General features: G+C 43.3%; 1 protein-coding gene and 1 pseudogene. Both read right to left on the bottom strand.

The genetic code is table 11. The annotated features are described in order from the left end of the window. Positions 1-3873 (bottom strand): reverse gyrase (gene rgy, locus ACP5N5_RS05815; protein WP_428133844.1); only part of this gene is annotated, 3873 nt, incomplete at its 3' end. Between the two features lie 57 nt (positions 3874-3930). Further along, positions 3931-4285, bottom strand: a pseudogene (locus ACP5N5_RS05810) (sodium:solute symporter family protein); the annotation flags it as partial.

Below are 4285 nucleotides of genomic sequence, written 5' to 3'. Positions count from 1 at the left end.
ACTGATCTTCTCCATTAGATCCTCGAGTCTCCTAGTAGTATCCACGCTGACTATATCGCCATAGTGGTCTTTAAGGAATTTCAACACGTATCTACCGCGTTCTACAGGTATCAGGGCTTTCGCCTCTCCACTTACTATTACATATCTCCTATCTATTATTGTTTGAATTATTTTAGCATAGGTACTCGGCCTACCAATGCCATTCTCCTTCATCCATCTCACTACATCATGGAACCTCAGCATCGGCGGCTTAATTACTTCGCCCTCATGGATCTTCCCGTTAATCCTCCCGCCAGGCTCACTGGGCTTTAACCTGATGCCCTGGACCAGCTCGATGTTCTTGTATACCTCAAGGTATCCTTTTTCAACGGCTTCAGTGTATACCTCAGAATAGTATTCACGGTTCTTTATGACTACTTTAAACTTCAACTTCCTTAGTTTAGCCGGCCTCATCTGGCTCGCTATAAATCTTCTAAATATGAGGTCGTAGAGCCTTATATGGTCTTTCGTGAATTTCACAGACAATGTTAACACTCCTTCCTTGATCAATTCAAGAAGTCTGTCGGCATCTATAGGTCTCGTCGGACGTATCGCCTCGTGAGCCCCGCCCTCTCCCCACATCCTGGCCTTAAAGTAGAATTGAGCTTTCTCCCCGTATTTCTCCTCCAGGTACTGTCTAGCTATGGAGATGCCCGTATCACTTACCCTTGTACTATCGGTTCTATGGTAGGTTATGAGGCCTGTCTCAAATAGATTCTGCGCTATCTCCATTGCCCTTACAGCTGAGAGCCTGAGACTCCTTGATGCCTCCTCTAATAGCATGTCTGTTGTAAATGGTGGCAGCGGGTTAACCTCCTCTACATCCTCACCTATAACTATTATTTCAACTGGTAGGAGTTTCTTCTTGTTAAGAGATTTTATAACTCCCAGTTCCTCGGCATCGATGTAAGGTATCGTGACTTCCACGAAGTCGCCTACGTCTTCAACATATATTTTTATTCTATAAGACCATCTCTCGGGCTTCCGTCTTTCCTCCGTCTCCTTAACAATATATTCTAAGACAGGTGTTTGGACTCTTCCAGCACTCAGATTCCTATTCTGGGTACAACAGTCGAATTCATGGAGCTCAGAATCGTCTTTCTCTTCCTTCACCGTTTTATTCTTAAGGTACTCAGAGCAATATTTCAGCCATGCATATTTTTGAACCTTCTCTGAGAGAGAGAACCCTAACCATCTATCATCTATCCTTCTAACAATCTGGGATTCTACAAGTTTAAGATCAAAGTCTCTCGGGTTCTTGAGAGCATTGAGAATCGCTTTTCTAGTGACCTCGTGGAATTCTATTCTCTTGATATCGCTGGCGTAGGGCTCTAGTAATACCCTTAAATCCCAGGCTATTTTCTCTCCCTCTGCATCGGGATCTGTGCCTATTAAGACAACGTCGACTTCTTCAGCTAACTCTCTCAGGGCCTTTACGATGTCAAGTTTTCTTATGACATGGGATACTTTACCATTTATTCTACACTTGGGGCATTCATTCGTATTATCTATAATTTCATCCGTGAATTGATGTCCGTTGGAGCACTTCTTAATATCCGTGTACACCGGGATGAACCTGTTCTCTACCTTTAATACACCGTAAAGGTTCTCACCCATTGATTCACCAGGGTTATCGGTGATTAAATCATACACATGCCCGGCGCTCGCCACTATGGAGAGCACGTAGTTTCCAACAGTTACCTCATATGCTTGTAGAACATCCTTTACGACTCTAATACTTGGTTTACCGAAGAAGTTGGCTATGGTCTTAGCCTTGTTGGGTGATTCAACTATCATTAATGCTGTTTTAACCGGTTCAACCTGTGTAGTGGTTTTTATCCCCTCTCTAATGACCTCGGCAACCCTTCTTCTCTCCTCCTCTATCTGCCTTGTTAATTCCTCTAAGTTTACCTGGTCTAGTGGTACCATGTTAAAGTCCTCGAAAATCCATCTCATCCTCTTCACTAAGCCGTTCAATAGTCTTTTATCATCAACCAATGTTATCGACAAACCCCTGGTTATGCCGCCTGGATAAAGCCTTGAAGCTCTACCACTAGCCTGGATATATGTTGCGACATCCGGTATTAACATATAGTACTTATTACCCTCTCTAATGACGCCTATATCCCCTAGGCTAGATATTTTATGCCATGTCTCATCCTTTGAGAGCTCCTCCTTGATTATTTTATATGCCTCCATAGCATCCCTTAGAAACGGTGTCTCCTCGACGGGCTCCCCCCTGAGCTTCTTGGCCAGCTCCTCTCTAATCATCATCAATGCGCCGGGGCTCATTCTCCTGATTCTACTTGACAACCTACCAATAAGCCTGTCGATGGCTTCTTTCCTCTCCCCTTCGCTGGCATCGCGAAGCACCGAGAGGATTCTGAGTAGATCCCTTGGAGATAACTCTTCGAGCTCCGGGGTGAACTTATGTCTGGGAACCCCGATGAACATAATGTATTTCACTCTTTCCGGGAGATCTATCCCCCTGACCATGACTCCATAATAGGTTGCCACACCAACAAGTATGTTTATTTCCCCTCTCGCAAACGCATCTAGTAGTTTAGCCGGTTTCCCAGAGTGAAATGCCTCCGCATTTAATCCTTTCTCTTTGAGTAGTGATGCTATTTTCTCAGCATATTCTACCCCCCTATCAACTGGAACGAAGATCAGTAATCCATCACGGAGCTTAAGGGCTAACTCAACCATCTTTTCCTCAATGTCTCTAATGGACTCGATGTAAGTATCCACTATGTTTCTAATAGCCTCCGGCTTCGATCCGGCCTCGAAGTTCATGAATATCTTAAATAGCTTCGGATAGATCCCCCTAGGCCTACCGGTTGCGGTGTTTACTAAGAGTATAGTGTTTATATTTTGTTTCACAGTGGAGATCTCTTTTTCAAGGCTTTCCACTTCTTTCTCTAATTTGCTTTTTTCCTCACTGCTTAGAACAGCCAGCTTGGACCTTGCCTTAATCAGGGTTAATGCCTTATCAATGTATTCGTCTTCAATACCTATAATATTTAATACTCTCCGGATAGCCTTCCCGCTTTTTAGCACAGCATCGACGTCATCCATGACTATTAACTTGAAATTCTTGTTCTTGAGGAGCTCGTAATACTTATGCATGAATTTGCTTGTGGTGAGGAGTATATCGAAGTCTCCCTCCTTGAGCCTGGTTAAAGCAGCCTCTTTTTCTTTTTTACCCTGTTGTCCATGGATGCAGAGTATCCTCAGGCAGCTACTACCCCAGTTGTCATCCATGCAGACATTTATACCGAGGTTCCTCGAGAAATCCTTTATCTTCCTCTCGGCTTGAAGCAGGAGAGGTGTTGTTGGGAAGACTAGGTAGAACCTTTGTTCTCTATTTTTGCTTCTAGAGTGTGAGACGAGATAGAGTGTAGCTATAAGTGAGAAAACTGTTTTACCCATGCCAGTGGGAGCCACAATACTGAATGATGAACCCTTTAGAATACGCCGGGCCCACATTCTCTGTGCACTCCACATTTTAAATCCTATTGCTTTCTCGAAGAAATCCTCGAAGTCATTTAACATTCTCTCGTTATCCATGAGTTTCTTTAAATCGCCGGACTTCTTTAGCTTCTTATTTAACTTATCATAGTAGAGTTTAAGAAGCTGAAAACGAGTGATCTCCCCATTTAAATCCTTAATTACGGCTTTAAATCTCGCCTCATTTAAACACTTCGAGCAGGGAGCTTTGAAGATTAGCCTGTAATCATCTATAGGACCCCCACAATTAGGGCATGCGTGACGATAAATTCCATGGGGTTTAAACTCTCTAAAATTCTCTAGTAGGGTCTTTAAATTAATCAATGTAATTCACCATTAGATAAAAACGTCTTCATTGAGTATTTTTAAATTTTTCCTTGCCTACACACGTGTATAAGCATCGATAAGGAGTCCTATGAGAAGAATCGCCGTGGAGACCAACAGCACCCAGAGCGATATTGGGATACCCATGTATATCGATGTAAATGCCCTACTACCACCATTCACAATAGTGCTCACGCCTGCTATGGAAACCCCTACTACAATGGAGGTAATGGCGGCTGTTCTGGTATATTTTCCAATATATTTATTCAGGTAGATTCCAAGAATAGTCAGCGGGGCTAGCGGTAGGAGATATACGGATGACATCACACTTAAGTCGACGATATAGGTTATCCTCGCATACGCTAGAAGCGATGAGAGGGCAATCAATACCAGGCTGGTTAGGTTGAGTATC

Source organism: Desulfurococcus sp. (assembly GCF_049970475.1).
Classification (GTDB): domain Archaea; phylum Thermoproteota; class Thermoprotei_A; order Sulfolobales; family Desulfurococcaceae; genus Desulfurococcus; species Desulfurococcus amylolyticus.
Note: the sequence above shows the minus strand (reverse complement) of the source record. Positions and strands in the feature narration are given on the sequence as shown.